This is a genomic window from Arenimonas caeni, from assembly GCF_003024235.1.
Lineage (GTDB): Bacteria > Pseudomonadota > Gammaproteobacteria > Xanthomonadales > Xanthomonadaceae > Arenimonas > Arenimonas caeni.
In genome coordinates this window covers 11,688-36,531 of sequence record NZ_KZ679085.1, presented here as the reverse complement: position 1 = coordinate 36,531, position 24,844 = coordinate 11,688, and the positions used below count along the sequence as shown (strand labels likewise).

General features: G+C 70.7%; 19 protein-coding genes. 8 read left to right on the top strand and 11 right to left on the bottom strand.

Annotation, left to right across the window (positions count from 1 at the left end; genetic code table 11):
* The first annotated feature begins 5 nt into the window (after positions 1 to 5).
* From C6N40_RS02825 to C6N40_RS02815, 3 genes are read left to right on the top strand one after another with little or no spacing between them, the layout of a single operon-like run.
* Positions 6 to 1,037: an agmatine deiminase family protein gene (locus C6N40_RS02825; protein ID WP_106989503.1), complete on the top strand. Its 1,032-nt coding sequence runs from the start codon at positions 6 to 8 to the stop codon at positions 1,035 to 1,037.
* Positions 1,034 to 1,921, top strand: coding sequence for a carbon-nitrogen hydrolase (locus C6N40_RS02820; RefSeq protein ID WP_106989502.1), 888 nt, complete (start codon positions 1,034 to 1,036; stop codon positions 1,919 to 1,921). The genes C6N40_RS02825 and C6N40_RS02820 overlap by 4 nt, the downstream gene beginning before the upstream one ends.
* Complete coding sequence (locus tag C6N40_RS02815; protein WP_106989501.1) at positions 1,918 to 3,132, top strand: TraB/GumN family protein; 1,215 nt, start codon at positions 1,918 to 1,920, stop codon at positions 3,130 to 3,132. The genes C6N40_RS02820 and C6N40_RS02815 overlap by 4 nt, the downstream gene beginning before the upstream one ends.
* 513 nt (positions 3,133 to 3,645) lie before the next feature.
* On the opposite strand, the gene C6N40_RS02810 is transcribed toward C6N40_RS02815, so the two are convergent.
* Genes C6N40_RS02810 through C6N40_RS02800 form a run of 3 tightly spaced genes read right to left on the bottom strand, consistent with a single transcriptional unit; the run spans position 3,646 to position 11,325 of the window.
* Positions 3,646 to 6,735 carry an efflux RND transporter permease subunit gene (locus tag C6N40_RS02810; protein WP_106989500.1) on the bottom strand — a complete coding sequence of 1,030 codons (3,090 nt, stop codon included), beginning with the start codon at positions 6,733 to 6,735 and terminating at the stop codon, positions 3,646 to 3,648.
* Positions 6,732 to 10,166: an efflux RND transporter permease subunit gene (locus tag C6N40_RS02805; protein WP_106989499.1), complete on the bottom strand. Its 3,435-nt coding sequence runs from the start codon at positions 10,164 to 10,166 to the stop codon at positions 6,732 to 6,734. Before C6N40_RS02805 ends, C6N40_RS02810 begins: the two co-directional genes overlap by 4 nt.
* A gap of 1 nt (position 10,167) precedes the next feature.
* A complete protein-coding gene (locus C6N40_RS02800; RefSeq protein ID WP_106989498.1) occupies positions 10,168 to 11,325 on the bottom strand; it encodes an efflux RND transporter periplasmic adaptor subunit in 1,158 nt (385 codons plus the stop codon).
* A gap of 201 nt (positions 11,326 to 11,526) precedes the next feature.
* Here C6N40_RS02800 and C6N40_RS02795 point away from each other — a divergent pair, with 201 nt between their 5' ends.
* Both C6N40_RS02795 and C6N40_RS02790 read left to right on the top strand, forming a co-directional pair.
* On the top strand, positions 11,527 to 11,853 hold the full coding sequence (locus tag C6N40_RS02795) for a c-type cytochrome (protein WP_106989497.1): 327 nt from the start codon (positions 11,527 to 11,529) through the stop codon (positions 11,851 to 11,853).
* Positions 11,854 to 11,864: 11 nt separating this feature from the next.
* The gene (locus tag C6N40_RS02790; protein WP_106989496.1) at positions 11,865 to 12,218 is read left to right on the top strand and encodes a c-type cytochrome; all 354 of its coding nucleotides are present in this window, start codon (positions 11,865 to 11,867) and stop codon (positions 12,216 to 12,218) included.
* Between the two features lie 72 nt (positions 12,219 to 12,290).
* Here the strand turns inward: C6N40_RS02790 and C6N40_RS14235 are convergent, their stop codons facing one another.
* Complete coding sequence (locus C6N40_RS14235) at positions 12,291 to 13,784, bottom strand: hypothetical protein (RefSeq protein ID WP_205208527.1); 1,494 nt, start codon at positions 13,782 to 13,784, stop codon at positions 12,291 to 12,293.
* 87 nt (positions 13,785 to 13,871) lie between these two features.
* Complete coding sequence (locus C6N40_RS02780; RefSeq protein ID WP_106989495.1) at positions 13,872 to 14,459, bottom strand: NfuA family Fe-S biogenesis protein; 588 nt, start codon at positions 14,457 to 14,459, stop codon at positions 13,872 to 13,874.
* Between the two features lie 58 nt (positions 14,460 to 14,517).
* On the opposite strand from C6N40_RS02780, the gene C6N40_RS02775 reads away from it, so the two are divergent.
* Positions 14,518 to 14,868, top strand: coding sequence for a 4a-hydroxytetrahydrobiopterin dehydratase (locus C6N40_RS02775; protein ID WP_106989494.1), 351 nt, complete (start codon positions 14,518 to 14,520; stop codon positions 14,866 to 14,868).
* Here the strand turns inward: C6N40_RS02775 and C6N40_RS02770 are convergent, their stop codons facing one another.
* Positions 14,869 to 15,828 carry an RluA family pseudouridine synthase gene (locus C6N40_RS02770; protein ID WP_106989493.1) on the bottom strand — a complete coding sequence of 320 codons (960 nt, stop codon included), beginning with the start codon at positions 15,826 to 15,828 and terminating at the stop codon, positions 14,869 to 14,871. It lies immediately after the preceding gene.
* Positions 15,829 to 16,193: 365 nt separating this feature from the next.
* Here C6N40_RS02770 and C6N40_RS02765 point away from each other — a divergent pair, with 365 nt between their 5' ends.
* Complete coding sequence (locus tag C6N40_RS02765; protein WP_106989492.1) at positions 16,194 to 19,088, top strand: Rne/Rng family ribonuclease; 2,895 nt, start codon at positions 16,194 to 16,196, stop codon at positions 19,086 to 19,088.
* A gap of 59 nt (positions 19,089 to 19,147) precedes the next feature.
* On the opposite strand, the gene C6N40_RS02760 is transcribed toward C6N40_RS02765, so the two are convergent.
* On the bottom strand, positions 19,148 to 19,798 hold the full coding sequence (locus tag C6N40_RS02760) for a response regulator (protein ID WP_240183429.1): 651 nt from the start codon (positions 19,796 to 19,798) through the stop codon (positions 19,148 to 19,150).
* Positions 19,799 to 20,063: 265 nt separating this feature from the next.
* Here C6N40_RS02760 and C6N40_RS02755 point away from each other — a divergent pair, with 265 nt between their 5' ends.
* The gene (locus C6N40_RS02755; protein ID WP_162782042.1) at positions 20,064 to 21,038 is read left to right on the top strand and encodes a CPBP family intramembrane glutamic endopeptidase; all 975 of its coding nucleotides are present in this window, start codon (positions 20,064 to 20,066) and stop codon (positions 21,036 to 21,038) included.
* On the opposite strand, the gene C6N40_RS02750 is transcribed toward C6N40_RS02755, so the two are convergent.
* Genes C6N40_RS02750 through galE form a run of 4 tightly spaced genes read right to left on the bottom strand, consistent with a single transcriptional unit; the run spans position 21,035 to position 24,828 of the window.
* Positions 21,035 to 22,471, bottom strand: a complete 1,437-nt coding sequence (locus tag C6N40_RS02750; RefSeq protein WP_106989489.1) for a hypothetical protein — start codon at positions 22,469 to 22,471, stop codon at positions 21,035 to 21,037. The genes C6N40_RS02755 and C6N40_RS02750 overlap by 4 nt on opposite strands.
* A complete protein-coding gene (locus C6N40_RS02745; RefSeq protein ID WP_106989488.1) occupies positions 22,468 to 22,845 on the bottom strand; it encodes a GtrA family protein in 378 nt (125 codons plus the stop codon). Before C6N40_RS02745 ends, C6N40_RS02750 begins: the two co-directional genes overlap by 4 nt.
* Positions 22,835 to 23,812: a glycosyltransferase family 2 protein gene (locus C6N40_RS02740; RefSeq protein WP_106989487.1), complete on the bottom strand. Its 978-nt coding sequence runs from the start codon at positions 23,810 to 23,812 to the stop codon at positions 22,835 to 22,837. Before C6N40_RS02740 ends, C6N40_RS02745 begins: the two co-directional genes overlap by 11 nt.
* On the bottom strand, positions 23,809 to 24,828 hold the full coding sequence (gene galE, locus C6N40_RS02735) for a UDP-glucose 4-epimerase GalE (protein WP_106989486.1): 1,020 nt from the start codon (positions 24,826 to 24,828) through the stop codon (positions 23,809 to 23,811). Before galE ends, C6N40_RS02740 begins: the two co-directional genes overlap by 4 nt.
* Between the last annotated feature and the right edge of the window lie 16 nt (positions 24,829 to 24,844).

The following is a 24,844-nucleotide window of genomic DNA, read 5'->3' as shown; positions in this document are numbered from 1 at the left end:
GCCTGATGCACGACAATCTTCGCTTCCCGGCGGAATGGGAGCCCCAGTCCGCCGTCCTGCTCGCTTGGCCGCACGAAGGCACCGACTGGGCCGACCGCCTGGCCCAGGTCGAGCAGACCTATGTGGCCCTGGTCTCGGCCATCACCCGCTTCCAGCCCGCCCTGGTCTGCGTGGCCGGGCCGGCCCTGCGCGAGCGCGCCGCCGCCCGGCTGGCCTCGGCCGGCGTAGACCCGGACCGGGTGCGGTTCATCGAGATTGAGTACGACGACACCTGGCTGCGTGACTCGGGCCCGATCACGCTGCGCGAGGGCGAAGGTTTCCGGCTGCTCGACTTCCACTTCACCGCCTGGGGCGGCAAGTTCGAGGCCGGCCTGGACGACCAGGTGGTCGGCAAGCTGCACGCCGCCGGCCTGTTCCGGGGCGCCAGCCACCGCCGCGTCGATTTCGCGCTCGAGGGCGGCGGCATCGAGACCGACGGCGCCGGCACCCTGCTCAGCACCTGGCGCTGCCTGCACGAGCGCCACCCGGACCGCCCGCGCGCGGAGATCACCGGCCTGCTCGAGCGCGAACTGGTGCAGTCGCGCACGCTCTGGCTCGAACACGGCTACCTCGAGGGCGACGACACCGACGCCCACATCGACACCCTGGCCCGCTTCGCGCCCGGCGACGCCATCGTCTTCCAGGCCTGCGACGACCCGGGCGACAGCCACTACCACGAGCTGACCGCGATGGCCGGCGAGATCGCCGCCCTGCGCACCACCGACGGCCGCCCCTACCGCCTGTTCCCGCTGCCCTGGGCGCGCCCGGTGCTCGACGGAGGCCGGCGCCTGGCCGCCTCCTACGCCAACTTCCTGGTCATCAACGGCGCCGTGCTGATGCCCGCCTACGGCGACCCGGCCGACGGCCGCGCCGCCGAGGTGCTGGCGGCCGCCTTCCCGGGCCGCGAGATCGTGCCCGTGAACTGCCGCCCGCTGATCTGGCAGAACGGCAGCCTGCACTGCGTCACCATGCAACTTCCCGAAGGCCTGCTGGCATGAACAACAAGACCCTGCGCGTCGCCTTGGTCCAGGACCGCGACCACGGCGACACCGAGGCCAACCTGGCCAACATCGAACTGCGCGTGGCCGAAGCCGCGGCCGCCGGCGCGAAGCTGGTGCTGCTGCAGGAACTGCACAACGGTGCCTACTTCTGCCAGCACGAGTCCACCCACGAGTTCGACCGCGCCGAGCCCATCCCCGGGCCGAGCACCGAGCGCCTGGGCGCCCTCGCCCGCCGGCACGGCGTGGTGCTGGTGTCCTCGCTGTTCGAACGCCGCGCCGCCGGCCTGTACCACAACACCGCGGTGGTGTTCGAAGCCGACGGCTCGATCGCCGGCAAGTACCGCAAGATGCACATCCCCGACGACCCGGGCTTCTACGAGAAGTTCTACTTCACGCCCGGCGACCTGGGCTTCGAGCCGATCGACACCTCGGTCGGCCGGCTGGGCGTGCTGGTGTGCTGGGACCAGTGGTATCCGGAGGCGGCGCGCCTGATGGCGCTGGCCGGCGCCGAGCTGCTGCTCTACCCCACCGCCATCGGCTGGGATCCGGATGATGGCCAGGACGAGAAGGACCGCCAGCGCGGCGCCTGGGTGCTCAGCCACCGCGGCCACGCCGTGGCCAACGGCCTGCCGGTGCTCAGCTGCAACCGCATCGGCCACGAGCCTTCGCCGCTCGGCGCCTCGGGCATCCAGTTCTGGGGCACCAGCCACGTGCTCGGGCCGCAGGGCGAGTTCATCGCCGAAGCCGGCACCGAGACCGCCGAAGTACTGCTGGCCGACGTCGACCTGGCCCGCAGCGAGCAGGTGCGGCGGATCTGGCCCTTCCTCCGCGACCGTCGCATCGACGCCTACGCCGACCTCCTGAAGCGGTACCGCGATTGAACATTCCAGAAGGCGCCACCCCGGGCGGCCTGCACGACCAGCCTCACGCCATCGTCGAACGCGAGGGCGTGCGCTACACCCTGCTGGGCACCGCGCATGTGTCCCAGGCCAGCGTGGACGCGGTGAACGCCGAACTGGCCAGCGGCCGCTACGACACCATCGCGGTCGAGCTCGACGCCCAGCGCCACGTCGCCCTGACCCAACCCGACGCACTCTCGCGCCTGGACCTGTTCCAGATCCTGCGCGAGGGCAAGACCGGCCTGGTCGCGGCCAACCTGGCCCTGGCCGCCTACCAGCGGCGCCTGGCCGAGCAGCTCAAGGTCGAACCCGGCGCCGAGCTCAAGGCCGCCGCGCTGGGCGCGACCGAGCGCGGCCTGCGCCTGGAGCTGATCGACCGCGACGTCGGCACCACGCTGCGCCGGGCCTTCGGTGGCCTCGGCTTCTGGGGCCGCACCAAGCTCATCGCCGGGCTGGGCGCCAGCCTGCTCGCCGACGAGGAGGTCGAGGCGGGCGAGATCGAGAAGCTCAAGCAGGGCGACGTGCTCGAATCGAGCTTCGGCGAGTTCGCCCAGGGCAGCCCGCCGCTGTACAAGGCGGTGATCGCCGAACGCGACCGCTACATGGCCGCGCGTCTGCGCCAGGCTGGCGCCGCCGGTGGCCGCGAGGTGCTGGCGGTGGTCGGCGCCGGGCACCTCAAGGGCCTGTCGGAACACCTGCGTGGCGACCACGACGAGCCGGTGTCGGCGCTCGCCGAACTCGACACGCTGCCACGCAAGAGCAACATCCCGTGGTTCACGATCTTCGTGGCGGTGTTCCTGCTCGGTGGTTTCGCCTTTGGCTGGGCCCAGGGCGGCGTGGCCTTCGGCGGCGAGCTGCTGCTGCAGTGGGCGGCGATCACGGCCATCGGCGGCGCACTCGGCTGCCTGGCCGCCGGCGGCCATCCGCTGAGCATCCTGGCGGCGGCGATCTCCTCGCCGCTCACGCCGCTGCACCCGGCCCTGGCCTCGGGCACGGTGAGCGCCGCGGTCGAGGCCTGGGTGCGCAAACCCACCTACGCCGACTTCCTGCGCCTGCGCGACGACACGGGCCACGTCAGCGGCTGGTGGAAGAACCGCGTGGCCCGCGTGCTGGTCAATTTCTTCCTCACCAGCCTCGGCACCGCCATTGCGGTCTGGGTCGGCGGCGCCAACCTCATCACCCAGCTCGCCTGACCCCCACTCCCGCTCCCCACTCGTTCCCCTGTAGGAGCGCCTTCAGGCGCGAATCTTTTTCGCTGGTGCCCCTTCCGGCCGGACACTGGGCCGAGTGGCGCCGCCGCGCACGCGTAAGACCCGCCGTCCGGCCGCGCGCAAGCATCATCCATGACCAGCTTACGGCCGGGCGTTACGGACATCCTGTCCTCCACTCCGTCGAGTCGTACGCGTGCACGCCGTCGCTCCGATTGTCGCGGGCGGCCTCCAGGGATGCGACATGGCTGCTTGCCCTTCGGCCTCGATGCTCCATCGAGGAGGTGGCGTGCATTCGCCCCGGCCGACCCTCGGAGACATGGATGTCGACGAGGAGACCCCATGAATGGGTTCACGGCGTGTCGGCCGGGGCGAATGCACGCCGCCTCCACCCGCGAAAGTGGCGAGTCGCCCAAGCCGGAACAATAAAAGATTCGCGCCTGAAGGCGCTCCTACGGGGAAAGCGGGCCGCCGCGCGGGGGCGCGGCGGCGGTGGGGTCAGAGGCCGGCGGCAACGCCGAGGGGGGCCTTGGCGCGGGCCCGCGCGATGCGGGCCGAGACGGCGGAAGCCATGTCGTCGAGGATCGCGTAGATCGTCGGCAGGAACAGCAGGCTGACCAGGGTCGAGAAGGCCAGGCCGCCGGCGATGGCGCGGGCCATCGGGTAGTACGGCGGGCCGCTGCCGGCCATCTGCGTCGTGCTCAGCGCGATCGGCACCATGCCCAGGATCGCCGTGCCCATGGTCATCAGGATCGGCCGCAGGCGGTCGCGACTGCCCTGCACCAGCGCCGCGGTCCGGTCCAGGCCCTGGCGCCTGAGCGTGTTGATGTGCTCAACCATCACGATGCCGTTGTTCACCACCACGCCCATCAGCACCAGGATGCCGATCGAGGCCATGATCGTGAACACCGTGCCGGTGATCCAGAACAGCCAGAACACCCCGAAGATCGAGAACACGATCGAGCTCATGATCGCCGCCGGGAACAGCAGCGACTCGAACACCGCCGCCATCACCACGTAGATCATCAGCAGCGCGATGATCGTGTTGAAGGCCATCTGCGCGCCGGCCTCGTCGTTGCGGCGGAACACGCCGTCGAAGCTCCAGGTGTAGCCGGCCGGGAACTGCGCCACAGACAGTACGTCCTCCATCGCCTTGCGGGCATCGGGGGCGGTGGCGCCTTCGGCCAGGTTGGCCTCGATGTTGAGGGTCGTGCGGCGGTTCTGGCGGAACACCTGGGTCGCCGACGACTGTGTGTCGACCGTGACCAGGGCCATCAGCGGGATCGCCGTGCCGTTGGGCGTACGCAGCGTGAAGCCGGCCAGGTCCTCGACGCCGAACTGCTCGGCACCGTCGAAACGTACCCACACCGGCACCTCGGTCTCGCCGCGGCGGAACTCGCGCAGCGGCGTGCCGCGCAGGGCCGTGCCCACGTAACGCGCCACTTCCTCGGCGCTGAAGCCGTAGGTCAGCGCCTTCTCGCGGTCGACCCGGACGGCCAGCTCGACGTTCTCGTCGCCCGTGTCCACGCGCACGTCGCGCAGGGCCTCGCGCTTGGTCGCCAGCTGCGGGACCAGGGATTCGGCCAGGAGCTTGAGCTGCTCGGACGAGTCGCCGATCAGCGACACCTGCACCTTCTCGGCACCGCCCTGCCCGCCCTGGCCACCGCCCTGCTCGAAGCCGATGCTGGCGCGCGCCGACTTGGGCATGTCGCGGCGGATCTGTTCCATCACCTCCAGCGGATCGCGCAGCCCGCCGCCATCGCTGCGCAGCGTCACCTTGGTGCCGGCCCAGCCCTGCTCGCTGAACCAGGAATAGATCTGCTCGATCTGCAGCTCCTCGCGGTTCTGGTCCAGGTAGCGCTCGACCCTGGCCACTTCCTCCGAGACCTGCTCGAGCGAATAGGCACCGTTCCAGCGGTAGAACATGTCCAGCTCGCGGCCCGGCTCCTGGTAGAAGAAGTCGGTCTTGGTCTGGGTCATGGGCACGACACTGACCGCGACGATCAGCAGGATGCCGCCGACGCTGGTCCATCGGTGCCGCAGCGTCCACTCCAGGAAGCGGGCGTAGCCGTCCTGCATGCGGGCGATCACGCCGGTGCGGGCCGTGGCCGCCGGCGGGGTCTTCATGCGCGCCGAGAGCATGGGGATCAGGCTGATGGCCACCAGCCACGAGGCCAGCAGCGAGACCGTGATCGTCACCGCGATCTGCACCATGAAGATCGAGATCTGGTTGGTCTCGCCGAACAGGTTGGGCACGAACACGATGCAGTGGCAAAGCGTGCCCGCCGAGAGCGCGATCGCCACGTGCCGGGTGCCGATGATCGAGGCCCAGCGCGGGTTACCGGGGTGCTTCTCGCGCTCCTGGTAGATGCTCTCGACCACCACCACGGCGTTGTCCACCAGCATGCCCACCGCCAGCAGCAGGCCCATCATGGTCAGCACGTTGAGCGTCACGCCCAGGAAGTGCATCAGGCCCAGGGTCATGATGAAGCAGATCGGGATCGCCAGGCTCACCATCAGGGTGGACGGCCAGTGGCGCAGGAAGAAGAACAGCACCGCCACCGACAGCACCAGGCCGATGATGCCGGCCTCGGTGAGCTCGAGCAGCGAGCTGGTGACGTTGTCGCCCTGGTCCTCGATCAGGATCATGCGCACGCCGCGCAGGTCGGGGTCGTCGCCCATGCGCTCGATCTCGGCCAGGGTGTTGCGCGCCACTTCCACCAGGTTGGCGTTGCGCTCCTTGTACACGTCGATGCCCACCGCCGGCCGGCCCTCGAGCCGGCGGCCGTAGTTCATGCGCTGCGGCTTGAGCCGCACCTCGGCGATGTCGGACAGGCGCAGGCCGCTGCCGCCGACCACCAGGTCGCGCAGCTCCTGGATGTCGCGAAGTTCGCCCACCGGCTGCACGCGCAGGCGACGGTCGCCGTCCTCGATGGTGCCGGCCGAGACCGAGAAGTTGACCTGCTGCAGGGTGGCGGCCAGCTCGTTGAGGCTCAGCCCGTGCGCGGCCAGGCGTTCGGGGTCGATGGCGATCTCGACCTCGTTGGGGTTGGCGCCGGAAATCTCCACGCGCGCCACGCCCGGCAGGCGCTCGAGCCGTCGCTTGATGCGGGTGTCGATCAGGTCGTAGTCGCCGGTCAGGTCGCGCTCGCTGGCCAGGCGCACGCGCAGGATCGGCTCGTCGCTGGTGGAGAACTTCATCACCTGGTAGCGCTGGAAGTCGTCCGGAAGCTCGTCGCGGATGGCGTCGATGCGCTCGCGCGCCTCGGAGGCCAGCACCTCGACGTCGCGGTCCCAGTCGGTGAACTCGATCCAGACGCTGCCGCCGTCGGCGCGGCTCATCGAATTGATGTTCTTGATGCCCTGCAGGGTCGACAGCGCCTCCTCCACCGGCCGCACCAGGCCGCGCTCGACCTCCTCCGGGGTCGAGCCGGGGTACGGCAGCTCGACCGCGATGAACGGCGCGTTGAGGTCCGGGAACTGCTCGAGCGGCAGGCGGAAGGCGGCGATCAGGCCGATGACGACCATGGACACGAAGAACATGATCGCCGTCACCGGGCGGCGCAGGCTGAGCTCGGCGATGGTCATGCGCGCGCTCCCTCCGGTTTGCCCTCGCCGTCGCCGATGACGATCGGCCGGGCGCGGGCCACGTAGCTCTCGTCGCTGCGGCGGTCCATCAGGTTGTAGACCACCGGGATCACCACCAGGGTCAGCAGCGTCGACACCGCCAGGCCGCCGATCACGGTGGCGGCCATCGGCGCGCGCACCTCGGCGCCCTCGCCCGAGGCCAGCGCCATCGGCAGGAAGCCCAGCAGCGCGGTCAGCGAGGTCATCGCGATCGGGCGCAGGCGCGAACGGGCGCCCTCGACGATCGCCTCGTGCTTGGCCACGCCGGCCATGCGCAGCTGGTTGACCTTGTCGATCAGCAGGATGGCGTTCTTGACCACGATGCCGACCAGCAGGATCAGGCCGATGAACACCACCACCGACAGGCTCGATCGGGTGACCAGCAGCGCCAGCACCGCACCCACCAGGGCCAGCGGGATGGTGAACATGATCACGAACGGATGCAGCAGCGACTCGAACTGCGAGGCCATCACCAGGTAGACCAGGAAGATCGCCAGGCCGAAGGCGAACACTAGCGAGGCCACGGAGGCCGCCAGCTCTTCGCCCTGGCCACCGATGCGCAGGCCAACGCCGCCGGACAGCGGGTTCTCGGCGACCAGGCGCTCGACCTCCGCCACGGCGCTGCCCAGGTCACCATGGGCCAGGCCGGCCGAGACGATGGCCACGCGGCCCTGGTTGGCGTGGTGGATCTCGCCCGGGCCAGTGGTCTGGATCACCTCGGCGACCGTGTCGAGCGTGACCGGCACCGCCGCCTCGGGGTTGACGATCAGCTTGCGGATGTCCTGCACGGTGGCGCGGTCGGCGGCCTGCGAGCGCACCAGCACGTCGATCTTGCGGTCGAGGAAGCTGTAGCGCGTGGCCACCTCGCCGCGCACCTTGCGCACCACCTGGTCGGCGATCTGGCGGGTGGTCATGCCCAGCGCCGCCGCGCGTTCCTGGTCGAAGCGGATCTGGATCTCCGGGTAACCCTCGGCGACGGTGGACTTGATGTCGACGAAGCGGTCGGAGCCCTCCATCAGCGCGACCAGCTGGCGGCCGGCGGACTCAAGGCCGGCCAGGTCGGAGCCGTGCAGCTCGATCTCCAGCGGGGTCGAGAAACTGAAGATGTCGGGCCGGCCGAACTTCACCTCGGCCCCCGGGAAGCGCGTGGCCATGGTGCGGCGCAGACTCTCGGTGGCGGCGGCCTCGCTGGCCGGGCTGTGCCCCTCGGCAAGCACCACGGTGAGCTTGCCGATGTTCTCGCCCGATTCGGTCGGGTTGGCGTCCAGCCGCGTGCCGCTGCCGCTGACACCGTAGAGCGCGCGGACCCCGGGCTCGCCGGCGTGCTGCTCCTGCACGGCGCGCAGCACCAGGTCGGTGTCGCGCAGCCGGGTGCCGGCCGGCAGCTTCACGGTCATCTCGAAGCGGTCCTGGGCCAGCGGCGGGATCATGTCCAGGCCCAGCACCGGCACCATCGCCAGCGCCACGGCGAAGGAGAGCCCGGCGAAGCCCAGCACGCGGCCCGGGCGGGCCAGCGCGGCCGGCAGCAGGCGGGCATAGCGGCGCTCGGCCCACTCGTAGGGCAGCATCACGTAGTGGCCGATCCCGGACAGCACGCGGCCCAGCGGCACGATGATGGCGCGGAAGATCGTCGTCACCAGCCACGACAGGCCGAACACCAGCGCACCGACGAGCGCGCCGAGGCCGTGGCGCAGCATCGCCACCGCGCGCAGCGCCGGGTTGCGCGGCTGCCAGCGCGGCGCCGGCGCCTCGGCCGGGAACGCCAGCGGCGCCCTGGCCTTGAGCGAGGACAGCATCGGGATCAGGGTCAGCGAGACCACCAGCGACATCAGGATGGCGATCGAGATCGTCAGCGCCTGGTCCTTGAACAGCTGGCCGGCCACGCCCTCGACGAACACCAGCGGCAGGAACACCGCCACGTTGGTCAGCGTGGACGCGACCACGGCCATGCTGACCTCGCGGGTGCCGGCCACGGCCGCCTCGACGATGCCCAGCCCGCGCTCGCGCGCCTTGGCGATCGATTCGAGCACCACGATCGAGTCGTCCACCACCAGGCCGGTGGCCAGCGCCAGGCCGCCGAGCGACATGACGTTCAGGCTCAGGCTCAGCTGGTCCATGAAGAAGAAGGTGGCGATCAGCGAGATCGGCAGCGACAGCGAAATGACGAAGGTGGACCAGCCGTCGCGCAGGAAGAAGAAGATCAGCAGGACGGCCAGGACGCCGCCGAGCAGCGCGTCGTGGCGCACGTCGGCCAGGGCCTGGCGGATGAAGACGGCCTGGTCGTCGACCACGGTCAGCTCCACGCCGGCCGGCAGCTCCTGGCGGATCCGCACCAGCGCCTCGTGCACGGCGTCGGCGACGCTGACGGTGTTGGCGTCGCCTTCCTTGTAGATCGCCAGTTCCACCGCCTCCATGCCGCCGAGGCGGATGATCGACTCGCGCTCCTTGAAGCCCTGGGTCACCGAGGCGATGTCGCGCAGGCGCACCGCCTGGCCGCCGCCGGGGGCGTTGCCGCCACCGCTGGCGGCGCTCTGGGCCGACGCCGAGGCGGCCAGCGCCTCGGCCGAACCGGTGAGCGCGGCGACGCGCGCGGCCGCCGCCGCGGCTTCCTGCGCCGCGGTGTTGCCGCCGCCGCCGCTGCGCGCGGTGACCAGCAGGTCGCGGATCTGTTCGACGTCGGCGAACTGGTTGATGGTGCGCACCAGGTAGCGCTGGCTGCCGTCCTCGATGCGGCCGCCGGAAATATTGACGTTTTCGGCGCGCAGGCGGTCGATCACCGTGCCGATGCCCAGGTTCAGGCGCGCCAGCTTCTGCTGGTCGATCTCGACCTGGATCTCGTCCTCCAGGCCACCGCCGGCCTTCACCGCGGCCACGCCCTCGACCGGCTCGAGCTGCTTCTTGAGCTCTTCCTCGGCGAAGCGGCGCAGGCGCACCAGGGAGGCGTCGTCCCCGGCCTTGCCGGCATCGGCCAGCACGAGGCGCATCACCGGCTCGGTGGAAGGATTGAAGCGCAGCAGCACCGGCGCCTCGACCTCCAGCGGCAGGCGCAGGGTCTCGAGCTTGTCGCGGACCTCGAGGCTGGCGCGGTCCATGTCGGTGCCCCAGGCGAACTCGAGCACCACGTCGCTCTGGCCGGTACGCGAGACCGACTTGAGCTTGCGCAGGCCCTTGACCACGCCCACGGCCTCCTCGACCGGTTCGGTGACCAGGGTTTCGATCTCCGAGGGCGCCGCGCCGGTGTATTCGGTGCGCACCGTCAGCGTCGGATAGCTCAGGTCCGGCAGCAGGTTCACCGGCAGGCCGAACAGGCCGATGAGGCCGAACAGCACCATCGTCGCCGTCGCCATCAGCACGGTGACGCGGCGGCGGACGGAGAATTCAGCGAGGCTCATGTCAGTTCCCGGCGTGGGCGGTGGCGGCGACCTGGGCGACGTCGGCCACGGGGGCGGCCGACGGCGGGTTGAGGACCTCGACGGCGGCGCCGTCGCGCAGGGTGACCTTGCCGGCGGTGACGACCTGCTCGCCCTCCTCCAGGCCCTTGCGGATCTCGGCCAGTTCGCCGCTCAGGTGGCCCACTTCGACCGGCACGCGCACGGCCTTGTTCTCGCGCACGGCGTACACCGACGACTGGCCGGCGTCGTCGAGCAGCGCGGCGCGCGGCACGGTCAGCGCGTCTGCACGCTGGTCGTAGACGACCTCGATGCGGCCGAACATGCCCGGGCGCAGGCCCTGGCCGCCCGGGAAGGCGGTGACGACGCGGAAGGTGCCGCTGCCGCCGTCCACCACCGGGCTGACGCGGTCGATCACGCCTTCGAAGCTCTTGCCGGGCATGGCATCGGCGAGCATGCGCACGGCCAGGCCTTCGCGCATGGTCGCCAGGTCGCGCTCGGGCACGTTGAGCACGGCCTCCAGGCGCGAGTCGTCGACGATGCGGAACAGCGAGGAATTGAGCTGGATCAGGTTGCCGGTCTTGACCGAGCGGCTGGCGATGACGCCGTCGATCGGCGCGACGATGTTGGTGTACGACAGTTCGAGCTTGGCCAGCTCGTAGGCGGCGCGCGCGGCCTCGAGGTCGTAGCGGATCTGGTCGCTGGCCTCGGCGCTGACCATCTTCGAGGCCAGCAACTCCTGCGAGCGGCGGTAGTTGTTCTCGAGCTTGCTCACCGTGGCGCGGGCGCGCTGCATCTCCAGGCGCGGGCGGTCGGGATCGATGCGCGCCAGCACCTGGCCGGCCTTCACCTGGTCGCCTTCCTCGGCCAGCAGTTCAAGCAGCACGCCGGAAGTCTTGGCCACCACCTGGGCCTCGGAAGGCGCCTCGAGGTTGGCGGTGCCGGAGTAGCTGGCCGAGATCGGGCGGCGGGCCACGGCGGCCACTTCGACCGGCACGGCCTCGACCTTCTTGTCCGCGGCCTGGCCCTCGGCGGGCTTGGCCTCGGCGGTCTGGTCGCCCGATGGCTGGTCGCCCCCGCCGCAGCCGGCCAGGGCCAGGGAAATCGCCAGCGCGAGGGCGGCGGCGGAGCGGGACAGCGGGAAGCGGCGCGAAGTCTTCATGGGCAGGGCTTCTGGCGGGGGTGTTTTAGTTGCATAGAACAGTACAGGTGGCCCGGTCGGACCGCATATGCCGGAAGTCCATGTACCGGGTGGGAGCCGCCCCGGGAGCCGTCGCAGACACCCCCCTCGTCTCGGGTCGGATGCTGCGGCTATACTTTCGGTTTAACGCCGCCCGACCCTTTCGAGCCGGAACACGACCTGATGAAGCGAATCCTGTTGCCCGCCGCCAGCCTGGCGCTCGCCCTCGCCGCCCTTCCCGCCGCCGCCAGCGGCAATCCGGAAAACGGCAAGGCCCTGTTCTATACCTGCACCGGCTGCCACGGCATCGTCGACTACAAGAACGCCTACCCCACCTACCGCGTGCCCAAGGTCGGCGGCCAGAACGAGGCCTACCTGATCGCCGCGCTCACCGCCTACAAGAAGGGCGAGCGCAAGCACCCGACCATGCAGGCCCAGGCCGAGTCCTTCTCCGACCAGGAGATCGCCGACATCGCCGCCTACCTGTCCAGCATCAAGCCGGCGAAGTGAGGGCCGCGAAAATGACCAGCATCCGCCGTTTCGCCCTCGTCTCCCTGCTCGCCCTCGCCGCCCCGGCCTTCGCCGCGGCGCCCAAGGGCAACGTTGCCGCCGGCCAGGAGAAGTCCAAGTCCTGCGCCGCCTGCCACGGCCCCACCGGCAACGAGTCGCTCGACCCGAGCTATCCGAAGCTCGCCGGCCAGTACCACGAGTACCTGGCCAAGGCCCTGCGCGACTACCGCTCCGGCGAGCGCCAGAACGCCATCATGGCGGGCATGGCCGCGCCGCTGAGCGACGCGGACATCGACGACCTGTCGGCGTTCTACGGCGCCCAGAAGGGCGATCTGCGCGACCTGAGTTCGGTCGACGAGCGCTGATCCGCGTCCATCGACGCAGGCTCCAGGGAAGGCCCCGCATCGCGGGGCCTTCTCTTTTCCGGCCTGGCCTGTTCAGCCCGGCGGCATCGTCTCCCTGGCAGGCGGCTTGCGGCACTCGATCTCGTACAGCGCACGCGTGCGCCGCCATTCGGCCTGGCTGCGCGGATCGACGATGCGCTCCCACCAGATCGCGCACTGGCGTTCCTCTTCCGGACTGAGCGTGGCCGGGTCGTCGCCGGCTTCGACGCGGTAACCCGTGTTGTTGTGCACGAAACCACAGCCACCGCCGGCGGCGAGGATCGCGACGCCGCAGCGCAGCTTCGTGCCCGGGCTGCCGGGCACGGGAATGTCGACCATCAGGGTCGAGGCCTCGACCGCCCGCTCCAGCAGTTCGGTCAGCATGTCCTTGCTCGGCCGCCAGCTCGCGTCGAAGCGCGTGGCTTCGTACTCGAGCACCTTCCGGCGCTGCAGGAAGGCCTCGGCTTCGGCCAGCCCCGGCTGCTGGAAGGCAAAGCGCCTCTCGTCGTCGTCGCCGGCGGAGATCCGGTCGCGCACCTCGTCAGGCAGCGCGATCGAACCGTCGGGGTTGTAGAGCGACAGCGCACCAGCGGACGGCCCGGCGCGCGGGCTGGGCTCGACGGCCATCAGCGCACCGGGCGTGGGCGCCGGGGCAAAGGCTTCGGCCGCCGGCTGGGCCGCGGCCGGCGGTGGCGGTTCGCCCGCGGCAAGATCCTCGAGCGCACCTTCATCGAGCTCGATCGGTTCGAGCGTCACCGGGTCGATCACCAGTTTCGGCTTCTTCTTCTCCGGGGCTTCGGGATCGAAGGCCAGCGAGGGCGCCTGGCGCGCGATCTCGGGCGCGGCCTCGAGCACCGGCGCGAGCTCCACGCCGGCGGAAGCCCGCGGTGCCACCGGGATCTCCGGCACCGGCTCGAGCCGGGGCGCCTCGGCCTGGATGCGCTCGGGCGTGACCGACGGCAGCGCCTCCGCGACCTCGATGTCGACGGTCACCGGCACCGGCTGGGGCAGCACCGACTCGGGCAGCGGCACCTCGACCTCGACCGCCTCCCGCACCGGGCGCTCGACGGTGGGCAGTTCGAGCCCGGGCTCGGGCAGCGGCTCGGGTTGGGGTTCGGGTTCGGGTTCGGGCTCGGGCTCGAGAATCGGCTCCGGCTCCGGTTCCGGCTCGGGAGTGGGCTCGGGCTCGGGGATCGGCTCCGGCTCCGGCACGGGTTCCGGCTGCGGTTCCGGCTGAGGCTCCGGCTCCGGCATTGGCTCCGGAATCGGCTCGGGTTCCGGAATGGGTTCCGGAATGGGTTCCGGTTCGGGCTCTGGCTCCGGCGGCGGCAGGAACACCAGGGTCGTCTCGACCTGCGGCGGCAGCGGATCGACGAAGCGGCTGGTGTCGAGCACCCAGAACGCCAGCAGGTGGCCGCCGACGATCAGCAGCCACAGGCCGATGCGCAGCTGCGTCGGCATCGGATCGACGTCGGGGATCGGGCGCCAGCGATGGTCGGCTTCGACCAGTTCCTGGACGGGATCGCGGTGCTCGATGTCTTCGCTCACGGGCCAGTGTCTGGAGAGAACCCGCAGAGACTAACGGCATGCCGCCGAAAAAATCGGTTAAGCCACGAACGCGGCCGCCGCCGGGATTCAGCCGCGGGCTATGTAGGGCGCGCTGCCGGTGCTGTGGTCGGTGGCGTCGCGCACCGCGGTGACTTCCGGGAAGCGCGCCATCATCTGCTTCTCGATGCCCTGCTTGAGCGTGACGTCGGCCATGCCGCAGCCATGGCAGCCACCGCCGAAGCGCAGGTAGACCACGCCGTCGGCATCGATCGACTCCAGCGCCACGCGGCCCTTGTGCGAGGCCAGCTGCGGGTTGATCTCCGACTCGATCAGCCAGCGCACGCGCTCGACCAGGCTGGCGTTGCCGGCCGGCGCCTCGCCCTTGATCCGCGGCGCGCGGATGGTGAGCTGGCCGCCGGTGGCCTGGCTGGCGAAGTCGATCTCGGCGGCGTCGAGCCAGGGCACGCTGTCGGCGTCGACGTAAAGCGTGAAGCCCTCGCAGTCGATGGCCCACTCGTCGCCACGCAGGTCGACCGCTTCGCAGAATTCCAGGCGCGCGTCGGCGCGCGGCGTGCCCGGCTCCACCGCCGAGAGGCGGATACCGACGGCATCGCCGCCCTGGGATTCGAGCAGGCGGCGGAAGTAAGCCTGGGCGGATTCGGAGAGATTGATCATGGCGCGCATTCTACCGCCGCGACCTATACTTCGCCCCTTCCCGGACCGGAACGCTGTCATGACCACCATCGATGAACTCGCCGATCGCCGCTGCCAGCCGCTCAGGGGCGCCGGGCACCTGCTCGACGAAGCCGCCGTGGCCAGCCGCCTGGCCGCCCTGCCCGGCTGGGAACTGGTCGAGGATGGCCTGGCGATCCGCAAGACCTTCCGCTTCCCCGACTACCACCGCACCATGGCCTACGTGAACGCGCTGGCCTACGTGGCGCACGCCGAAGACCACCACCCGGACCTGGGCGTGCACTACGACCGCGCGGTGGTGCGTTTCTCGACCCACGACGTCGGCGGCCTGAGCGAGAACGATTTCACCTGCGCCGCCAAGGCCGAGCTGCTCGCCGGCCAGTCCCGCTGATCAGCCCAGGCGGTCGAGCACCGAGGACAGGTCCTCGGGCAGCGGCGCGTTGATCAGGTAGGGCTTGGCCCCGCCTTCGAGCGCGAATTCGATGGATGCGGCGTGCAGGAACAGCCGGCGCAACCCGGCCTGCTCGGCCAGCCGCTTGTTGGCCTCGCGCTCGCCGTATTTCTCGTCGCCGGCCACCGGGTGGCCCAGGTGCGCGGCATGCACGCGGATCTGGTGGGTGCGCCCGGTCTCGATGCGCACCTCGCAGAAACTGTGCCCGCCGCGGCGCTCGAGCACCTTGAAATGGCTGGTGGACGGCTTGCCGGCCGGGTCCACCCGCACCATGCGCTCGCCGCCCTGGAGCACCGACTTGAGCAGCGGCGCGTCCACCGTCAGCGTGCCGTTGGGCACGCGCCCGACCAGCAGTGCGAGGTAGCGCTTGGCCGGGCCTTCGTCGTCCTCGCCGGCGCGCATCAGGGCCTGCAGTTCCAGCAGGGCCGAACGCTTCTTGGCCAGCACCAGCACGCCGGAGGTGTCGCGGTCGAGCCGGTGCACCAGTTCCAGCGGCTCGCCCGGGCGCAGGGCGCGCAGCGCCTCGATCACCCCGAAGCTGATGCCGCTGCCGCCATGGGTGGCGATGCCGCTGGGCTTGTTGAGGGCCAGGATGGCCTTGTCCTCGAACACGATGCTGGCCGCCAGCCGCTCGAGCATGCCCTTGGGCGGGGTCCGGGCCTCGCCCGGCGCCTCGAGCCGGACCGGCGGAATGCGCACTTCGTCGCCCCCCGCCAGGCGGCTGTCGGCCTTGGCCCGCTTGCCGTTGATGCGCACCTGGCCGCTGCGCACGAGCTTGTAGACCAGGCTGCGGGGGGCGCCCTTGAGGTGCAGGAGCAGGAAATTGTCCAGCCGCTGGCCATCCCGGTCCTCCGGGACCCGGACCAGTCTCACACCGGTCGAGACATCGTTTGCCGCCATGGGGGTTGCCCCTATACAATCACTGCGCGAGATAACGTCCTGATTTCGAAGGGGCTCCCCGGCCGAAAGCCGACCCCGCCGAATCCCGAGGAACCGCTACCACACCCCACGGGGGTGACCATGTTAGCCGGTGCCGAAGGCGGACGGATATTGCCGCCGGCCCGCGGGCCTGCGAACACCGGGCGCCGCAAGGCGGGGTCCGGGCCCTACGACCGAACAAACACAACAAGCGCTCCCGTGGGTACGCCCAAGGTCTGTAGCGCTGGAAGTTCCTGCCAGGCCCGGGTGCGCCACGCGCCCCGGGCCCGAAACATCGGGCGCGGACCCCGGCGTTCCTCGCGGTACGAGCGCGTGAGGAATCCACCATGAAGCGTATGCTGATCAACGCCACGCAGGCCGAAGAACTGCGCGTGGCGATCGTCGATGGCCAGAACCTGTACGACATCGACATCGAGCAGCCCTCGAAAGAGCAGAAGAAGTCCAACATCTACAAGGGCCGCATCGTCCGGCTCGAGCCGTCCCTCGAGGCGGCCTTCGTTGAATACGGCGGCGAGCGCCACGGCTTCCTGCCGCTGAAGGAAATCTCCCGCGACTACTTCGTCCCCGGCGTCGACCCGAACAAGGCCGGCCTGAAGGAATTCCTGCGCGAAGGCCAGGAAGTGGTCGTGCAGGTGGACAAGGAAGAGCGCGGCAACAAGGGCGCCGCCCTGACCACGTTCATCTCCCTGGCCGGCCGCTACATGGTGCTGATGCCCAACTCGCCCACCGCCGGCGGCGTCTCGCGCCGGGTCGAGGGCGACGACCGCGCCGCCCTCAAGGAAGCGATGGACGTGCTGACCATCCCCGAGGACATGGGCGTGATCATCCGCACCGCCGGCGTCGGCCGGGCCGCGGACGAACTGCAGTGGGACCTCGACTACCTGCTGCAGGTCTGGAAGTCGATCACCGACGCCGCCCTGAGCAAGCCGGCGCCCTTCCTGATCTACCAGGAATCGCGCCTGATCATCCGCGCCCTGCGTGACTACCTGCGCGCCGACATCGGCGAGATCCTGGTAGACACGAAGGAGATGTACGACGAGGCGCGCGACTTCATGCAGTCGGTGATGCCGCAGGCCCTGCGCAAGCTCAAGCTCTACGAAGACCCGACCCCGCTGTTCAACCGCTACCAGATCGAGTCGCAGATCGAGGGCGCCTACGAGCGCCAGGTGCGCCTGCCCTCGGGCGGCTCCATCGTGGTCGACCAGACCGAGGCCCTGACCGCCATCGACGTCAACTCGGCGCGCGCCACCAAGGGCAGCGACATCGAGGAGACCGCATTCAACACCAACCTCGAGGCCGCCGACGAAGTGGCCCGCCAGATGCGCCTGCGCGACCTGGGCGGCCTGGTGGTGATCGACTTCATCGACATGAGCTCGGGCAAGCACCAGCGCCAGGTCGAGGAGCGCCTGCAGCAGGCGCTCAAGCAGGACCGCGCGCGGGTGCAGATCGGCCGCATCTCGCGCTTCGGCCTGCTCGAGATGAGCCGCCAGCGCCTGCGTCCGTCGCTGGGCGAGTCCAGCCAGATCGTCTGCCCGCGCTGCGAGGGCCACGGCCGCATGCGCAGCGTCGAGTCGCTGTCGCTGTCGATCCTGCGCCTGGTCGAAGAGCACGCGATGAAGGAGAACACCGGGCAGGTGCTGGTGCAGGCCCCGCCGGAGATCGCCAACTACCTGCTCAACGAGAAGCGCCGCGCCCTGATCGAGATCGAGCAGCGCCACGACGCGCCGGTGGTCATCGTCGCCGACGACCAGCTCGAGACCCCGCACTTCAACATCAGCCGCCTGCGCGAGAACGAGCTGGGCGAGGAATCGGGCAAGCCCAGCTACCACCGCACCACGCCGCGCAAGCTGGCCGTGCATTCGCTGACCAAGGCCCACATCAACGTGCCCGACCTGCCGGCCGTCACCGCCGTGCGCCCGCCGAACCCGGCGCCGGTGCGCGAGGAAGCGCCGGAGCCGGCGCCGCTGCCGGCCGCCATCCAGGCGCCGGCGCCCAAGCGTGGCTTCCTTGCGCGCCTGATGGCCGTGTTCACCGGCGACGAGGCACCGGCCGCCGAGGCCACGCCGGCCCGTCGTGGCGAGCGCAACGGCCGCGATGAGCGCGGCGAGCGCGGCGACAGGAACGAGCGCGGTGGCCGCCGCGAACGCGGCAATCGCCGCGAGCGCATCGAGCGCGACCGTGGCGGCAAGCCGCAGCAGGCCCAGGGCCAGGGCAAGGCCAAGCAGCCCAAGCCCGAGCGCAGCGAGGAGCAGAAGAAGGCCGACGAGGCCAAGCGCCTCGAGGCGCAGCAGCGCCGCGAAGAGAACCAGAAGAAGGAGGCCGAGCGCCGCGAGCAGCAGCGCCTGGAGAACCTCAAGCGCGAACAGGAGCGCCGCGAGGCGCGGGCGGCGCGGCAGGCGGCGGAAGCTGCCGCCGGCACCGGTGCCGTCGCCGGCGCCGCCGTGGTCGCAGCCGACGAGGCGCTGGCCGACCTGGCGCCTGCCGCCGACGAAGCCACGGAGGCCGTGCAGGCCCTGGCCGAGGGGTCGGCGCCGGCTGCCGAGGGCGCCGCGGCCGAGGGCACGGGACGTCGCCGCCGCGGTCGTCGCGGTGGCCGTCGTCGCCGCCGCACCGAAGGCGCGCCGGGCGATGCCACGGGCCAGGGCGAAGACGGGCAGGACGATGGCGATGACGCGGGCGAGGACGAAGCCTCGACGGGCGTCTCCGGCGAGATGCGCCAGGTCACGGCCGCCCCGGTGACCGCCGCCGAGTCCGATTTCGACGACCTGGGCCCCGCGCCGGTCGCCGTGCCGGCGGTGGCTGCGGTGGTGCAGGCGGCCGCCGAATCCGTCGAAGCCGAGCCGGTGGCGGTCGAACAGGTTGCCGCTGAGCCGGTCGTTGCCGAGCCGGTCGTTGCCGAGCCCGTCGCCGTCGAGCCGGTTGCTGTCGAGCCCGTCGTTGCCGAGCCCGTGGTTGCCGAGCCCGTCGCTGTCGAGCCGGTCGAGGCCGAAACGATTGCCCCCGAGCCGACCGTCGCGCCGGCGGTCACGGTGGCACCGGCCAATGGTTTCGCCAGCGCGCCGGTCCAGCCGATGCAGCCCAGCCTGATCCCGCTCGAGGCCGAGCCGCTGCCGCAGGCGCCGGTTGCACCGGCCGAGCCGGCGGACATGCCCGCCGCCCCGGACTGGACGCTGGCCGAGCCGGAGCAGCAGCCCGGCACGCAGCCGGACAAGAACGGCTGAGACCAGCCTTCGACCCGCAACAAAGGCGCCGCGAGGCGCCTTTGTTGTTTGCGTCGCCTTCAGCCCGCCACGGCCGACGCCGGATCGCAGACGCCGTGCTGGCCGGCCAGCCGCGCCAGCGCGATCGCGTCGCGGATGCCCAGCTTCTCGAACAAGCGGTACTTGTGGGTGGCCACTGTCTTTCCGCTCAGGCTCAGTCGCCTTCCGATCTCCTCCATGCGCATGCCCTGGCAGAGCAGTCGGGCCACCTGCAGCTCACGCGGCGACAGCGCGTCGAAGGGCGAGGACTGGCCGCCGAAGCCGTCGAAGGCCATGCGTTGCGCGACATCGGTGGCCAGGTAGCGCCGCCCGCGAAACACGTCGCGCACGGCGCGCACCAGCTCCTGCGGATCGCAGCCCTTGCCCAGGTAGCCGGACGCACCGGCTTCGATCAGCCGCCGCGGCATCGGCCCGTCCTCCTGGATCGAGACGATGACCACGCGGATCCCGGTGTCCGAACGTACCAGCCGCTCGGTGACATCAAGCCCGCTGATGCCGGGCAGGTGCAGGTCGCACAGCACCACGTCGGGGCGCAGCTTGCGGATGCGCGCCAGGGCTTCCTCGCCGGTCGCCGCCTCGCCGACGATCTCGAACTCGCCGCACTGCTCGAGGATCAGCCGATAGCCGGTGCGCACCAGCGCATGGTCGTCGATGATGAAAACTCGGATCACTTGCCGTCCCTCCCCCGGGCTCGTGGACCACGCTAGGCGACGGTCGGGCATCGCCGCAATGGCAAGACTCCGTTATGCCGCTAAGTGAATTCCTACGCCACGCAAGCATCGCGAACGCGGTTATCCGCTTAGTACAAACTTCGGCCCGACGCATGCTGCGCGCCGCGATCACCGGAGAATCCTTACCCCACGGCAACGATTGCGCCGATGCACGCAGGCCGGCGGACCCGCCATGTTCGAATCGCCCCAAGCCCATGGACCCGGCATGCCACACCGCCCCACCCTGCTGCAGCGGCTGGCCCTGCTCCTGCTGTCGCTGGTGCTGCCGGTGCTGATGCTGGCCGTCACTGCCGCCTGCTTCTTCGCGCTCACCTCGATGGGAAACCACGACCGCACCCTGGTCTGGGTCGAGGGCACGCCGGCGCAGTTGGCCGCGCTTGAGCAGGCCGTCGTCGGCCACCCCGTATTCCGGCACGGGCGCGTCGGCCACGGCGAGTTCGAGCGGCACCGGCCGGCAAGCTGCGGACCGGACCTCGCCTGCGCCAGCTTCTCGCGCCTGCACGACTACGAACTGCCGGTGGCTAAGGCCACGCTCGACCAGCTGGTTCGCGATTCCGGCGCCCGGCCCTGCCGCGCCCATGCCTTCGTCTTCAACGACCTGCCCAGCCCGTTCGACCCGGCCGAATGGGGCGAGTCCCTGGCCATGATGCTGCTGATGCTGCTCATACCCGTCGGCAGCGTGCTGGCCGCCTACTGGGCCTGCAGCGCGCAGTTCAACCTGCCGGGCCTGCGCCCGGCCGCGGCAGCAACGCCGCGAGGCCTGTCCCGGGCGCTGGGCGTGGCGCTGCTGGCGCTGGCCTGGGTGGCGCTGCTCGAATTCCTGTGGCCCCTGCTGGGCGGCAACACGGCCAACGCGCTTCGCCTCCCTCCGTTCTCGGCAGGTGTGCTGGTGCTGGCGGCCCTCTACGCCCCGTTCCTGGAGGAACTGGCATTTCGCGGCTGGCTGCTGCCCATCGCCAGCCGCGCCATCGGCGAGCCGGCGGCCGGCGTCTTCTCAGCGCTGTCCTTCGCCGCCCTGCACCTGCCCGGCGGCGCCGCGGCCACGTTGTCGGCGATGGGCCTGGGCGCGCTGCTGGCGGCCCTGATGCTCCGGACCCGGTCGCTCGCCGCCTGCATCCTCGCGCACGGCAGCTTCAACACGATCGCGCTGGCGATGCCGCGCGAAAGCCTGTTCGGCTAGCGCGACGCCGGCTCGCAGACCCAGACCAGGGCGACGCCATCCTCCGCCTCGGCATGGCACAGCGATGCACCGCCGAGGTCGAGTCGCGCCTGCGGCGCCGGCAACGTCACGCCCTCGCAGCGCGGATCCCCCGGCTGCCGGCAGTCGCGGTAATCGCTCACGCCCAGCGCATGCACGATGGCATGCATATAGGGCGGGCTGTTGAAGATCCAGGCCTTGGGCCCCGACTCCGGCAGCAGCCCGAACAGGGCAAGTGCCGGGTACGCCGCCGGGGGCTGCGGCAACAGGGCCTGGATCTGCGCATGGTAATAGCCCTGCACGTCCCGATGCCGCGCCCACAGCGCCCCTGCCTCCGCCGCGAATGCACACCCCACCACGGCCAGCAGCGCCGAGCCCGCCAGGCGGCCCCGATCCGTGCGTCCCGGCAACCACGCCAGGGCAAGCACCATCGCCGCCACCAGGGCGATCAGCGTGCGGGTCTGGATCACGGGCGCCATCGGCAGCGACATCGCGAAAAAGCCCAGGGCCACTGCAAGAAGCAGGGCCACGGCCGGCAGCACTTTGGGCAGCCGTGCGAGCCGGGCCGTCGCCAGCAGGCCCAGACCGACCAGCCACGCGGGGGCCGCCAGCCCGGCGGCCCGGGACAGCTCAACCACGCCGCGCCAGCAGGCCATCCGTATGTAGTCCAGGTTGCGCACCAGGTCTTCGGGCGCATGGATCGGCTGCACCTGACGCCAGGCCGCCGGTTGGGGGCCGAAGTGGCCGGCCAGCCACCACAGCAGCAGCGACATCAGCAGCACGCCCACCACGGCACCGGCGATCCACCAGCCCAAGTGCGCCAGCGCGGCACGCCAGGCGGCACGTTCGCCGCCAGCCTCGCGCAGGCTTCCAAGGTAGAAAAGGGGAAGCAGGAAATAGAACCCCTGCAGCGTGCCGAACATCAGCGCACCGCCCGCGAGGTAGACCAGCGGCATCGGCACCCGGCGCCGCACCAGCAGGTCGACGAACAAGAGCACGCCGATCGCGGGCAGGGTCGTGGCCGGCCACAGGCCCTGCTCCGCCATCGGCGGCGAGACCAGCAGCACGGACGCGAACAGCGCCGCTTCCGGCCACGCCAGCCCGCTGCCCCGGCCCAGGCGCAGGAAGGCCACCCAGCCCAGGCAGGGGAACAGCACGGCCCAGGCCAGCAGCGGCACCGCTCGCAGCAGGTCATGCAGCGCGTAGTTCAGCCAGCGCCCGTCCTCCGAGAGCTTGAAGCCGAAGTCCGCGTAGTAATGCACCTCGTCGTTGCCGAACACCGGCAGCGTCGGCAGTGCCGCCCAGGTCCAGGCGCACAAGGCCAGGACCAGCGCCGCCAGCAGCCAGCGGATGCGAAGCGCCAGTTCCGGCTTGCCCGCCGTTGCCCGCACCGGGGCATCCCCGCCGTCGCTCATGCAGTCCTCCGCCACACGAAATGGCGATTGATGAGGTAGAAGCTCACGGTATAGGCGGCCATCGCCGCAACCTGGGCCAGCTCGGCGCGAAGTCCCGCCTGGCCATGGGCCAGCGCCAGTACGCCGAGGTTGACCGCGTAGGCCGCGGCGAAGCCCGCCAGGAACCGGGCCAGCGCCCCGCCCGAATGCCGGCTGCCCCGGAACACGAAGGCGAGGTTGAGCCCGTAGGCCACCGTCAGCCCGACCGCGTAGCTGGCGGCATTGGCCGCGAACAGCCCGAGACCCAGGCCGTGCAGCGCCAGCAGGAAAGCCAGGTAGCCGGCCAGCGTGTTCACCACGCCGGATGCAAGGTAGCGGACGAACTCAGACTTCATTCCGGCCCCGGGCGCCGATCTCTTCCTCGGTGACGTAGAGCGGCCGGCGCTTGACCTCGTGGTAGATGCGGCCGATGTACTCGCCGAGGATGCCGATGGACACCAGCTGCACGCCACCCACGAAAAGCACCGCCACCATGATCGCGGCCCAGCCGGCCACCCACTCGGTGGTCACCAGGCGCACCACCACCGCATAGAGCATGCCCAGCAGCGCCAGGCCCGCCGACAGGAAACCCAGGCCGATCGACAGCTGCAGCGGCCGGGTGGAGAACGAGAGGATGCCGTCGCCGGCGAAGCGCAGCATCTTGCGCAGCGGATACTTGGTTTCGCCGGCGAAGCGGCCGGCACGCCGGTACGGCAGCGCCAACTGGCGGAATCCGACCCAGGAAACCATGCCGCGGATGAAACGATCGCGCTCCGGCATGGCCTTCAGGACCTCCACCACGGCCCGGTCCATCAGCCGGAAGTCGCCGGTGTCGAGCGGGATGGGGACGTCCGAAAGGCGGTTGAGCAGGCGGTAGAAGGCCCGCGCACTGGCCAGCTTGAACCAGCTCTCGCCCGGCCGCTCGGTGCGGGTGCCATAGACCACGTCATAGCCCTCGCGCCAGCGCGCGAGCATCTCGGCGACCACTTCGGGCGGATCCTGCAGGTCGGCGTCGATCAGCACCACGGCATCGCCCCCGGCGGCGTCGATGCCGGCGGTTACCGCCAGCTGGTGGCCGAAGTTGCGCGCCAGGCCGATCACGCGGATGCGCTGGTCCTGGGCCGCGAAGCCGCGCAGAAGGACGCGGGTCGCGTCGCGACTGCCGTCGTCGACGAAGATCATCTCGGCCTGCGTGTCCGGCAGCGAATCGCACAGGGCCTGCAGCCGGCGGACGGTTTCGCCGATCACTGCCGCCTCGTTGTAGCAGGGAACCACGATCGAGAGTCTGGCCAGCGCAGGACGGGGCGTACGGGGTGGCGTCATGCGTCTTCTCTCATCACGTGGGTCTGCCAGCGCCAGGCATCGACGCACATCGTCGCCAGATCCCGGCTGGCTTTCCAGCCGAATAGTTCGCGGGCATGCGTGGGGTCGGCCCAGTATTCGGCCAGGTCTCCCGGCCGGCGATCGACGATTTCGAAAGGCACGGGGCGACCCGAGGCCTTCTCGAAGGCGCGGACCACCTCGAGAACGCTGTGCGGCCGGCCGGTGCCCAGGTTGGCCACCAGCGAGGCCTCGCCGGCGGCCACGGCGCGCAGGGCGGCCAGGTGACCGTCGATGAGGTCCTGGACGTGCAGGTAGTCGCGGCGGCCCGTGCCGTCCGGCGTCGGGTAATCGCCGCCGAAAACCTGCAGTTTCGGCCGCAAGCCCGCCGCCACCTGTGCGACGAAGGGCAGCAGGTTGTTCGGCCGCCCCCGCGGGGACTCGCCCAGGCGCCCCGAGGGGTGCGCGCCGACGGGGTTGAAGTAGCGCAGCAGGGCGTGGCGCAAGCCTGCCCCGCTGGCGGCCTGGTCGCGGATCATGTCCTCGACGATGCGCTTGGTGCGGCCGTACACGCTGGTCGGCGCCAGCGGCAGCGACTCCTGCGCGGCGCTGCCCCCGCCGCCCTCTCCGTAGACCGTGGCGGAGGACGAGAACACCAGGGTGCGCACGCCCGCGCGCTCCATCTCCGCCAGCAGGACGGCGCTGCCGGCGACGTTGTTGTCGTAGTACTCGAGCGGCCGCGCCTGGCCATCGGCCACCGACTTGAGGCCGGCGAAGTGCATCACGGCGCCGATGCGGTGCTCGGCGAACAGCCGGCGCAGGCGCCCGGCATCGCGGATGTCGCCTTCGATGACGTCGGGCGGACGCCCGGCCAGCGCCGCCACCCGCCCCGGTACCGCCGGCGAGCTGTTGCACAGGTTGTCGTAGATGACGACCTCATGGCCCGCCTCGAGGAGCGCGAGCGCCGCATGGGAGCCCAGGAAACCCGCCCCGCCTGTCACCAGGACCTTGCCATCCATGCTTCGTACCGATTCG